The sequence below is a fragment of the Leptospira gomenensis genome (assembly GCF_004770155.1).
GTDB classification, from domain to species: Bacteria; Spirochaetota; Leptospiria; order Leptospirales; family Leptospiraceae; genus Leptospira; species Leptospira gomenensis.
Map to the genome: position 1 here is coordinate 1 of NZ_RQFA01000040.1, position 993 is coordinate 993.

The window sequence follows — 993 nt, forward strand, 5'->3', positions numbered from 1 at the left end:
AAAACGGGTGGATACGATCCAGGGCCAAATCCTGATCACCATGCGAACGGAAATCAGGCTGACTTGGGTTATATGACTAAAGGTGGAATGTATGTCGGTGGCAATTATGATCAGCCAGGAACGGGTTACGACGTGAACAAAACCATTGAGCTTATTAAGACGATTTCCCGAAATATGCCGGTAGGTGTTAGTGGGTTTGTAATATTTAATGATCCTGCTGTTCATAGTTATTTTCAAAATAACAAATTACCTAATATAAGAATGTCAAATGATCCAAATTTCTCTGGAATTCATAGCAATCATTTACATTTACAGCTTGATAATAAAAGAGCATGGGAGCACTGAAAGTATGATTAAATTTGGAACAATTATATTACATTTATTGATTAGCATTTTTGTCTTAAGATGTAATTCGTCAGAATCGAATCTGGGACAATTAAGTAGCAATGAGAATAAAGTAAAAAGTGAAAGGCAAAAAATTCAGGAATCACTTGATTATTTAAAAAGTTTAGAAAGCGATAAAGCATTTATTCAAATACAGAGAAAATCAATGAATGAGCTAATTGCTAATTTGAAGACAAAAGCAAGAGCAAACAATTTTTCATTGAGAGAGCTTATGCCATATGTAGACGACTACAGTATGTTTTCTACGGATTCGGAAGGCGGTCACATTAAAAAAAAATTCGAAGCATTTGAAAGATCATTTTCAACGGAGAAAATTAAAAGCGCGATTCTTTTCGGTAAATTGGCGAATGTATCAAAAATCTTTATTGCATTTACAATATATGGAAGTGCGAAAAAAGGTCGCATATTTTCTATTGTATTTGCTTACAACTTGAATGAAAGAAAGTGGACATTATATTCAGTTGATGACCGACTTGATCAAATTTAATTTGTGTGCTGGCGTGCATCTTCTGTCCTAGTCCAAAAACCGTCGTTTGTTAAGTATTACTGTGGCGCACAGCTAACAAGTGTTAAGCGGGAATATCATTT

Annotated in this window: 1 protein-coding gene and 1 pseudogene; both read left to right on the plus strand. The window is 34.3% G+C overall.

What is annotated here, in order from left to right:
• Positions 1-345, plus strand: a pseudogene (locus tag EHQ17_RS19800) (hypothetical protein); the annotation flags it as partial.
• A gap of 4 nt (positions 346-349) precedes the next feature.
• Positions 350-892 (plus strand): hypothetical protein, encoded by a 543-nt coding sequence (locus EHQ17_RS10315; protein ID WP_135594118.1) that lies wholly within the window; start codon positions 350-352, stop codon positions 890-892.
• The last annotated feature ends 101 nt before the right edge of the window (positions 893-993 follow it).

Coding starts and splice junctions, on each gene's coding strand:
- EHQ17_RS10315 (WP_135594118.1), top strand. CDS start 350: ATGATTAAATTTGGAACAATTATATTACATTTATTGATTAGCATTTTT.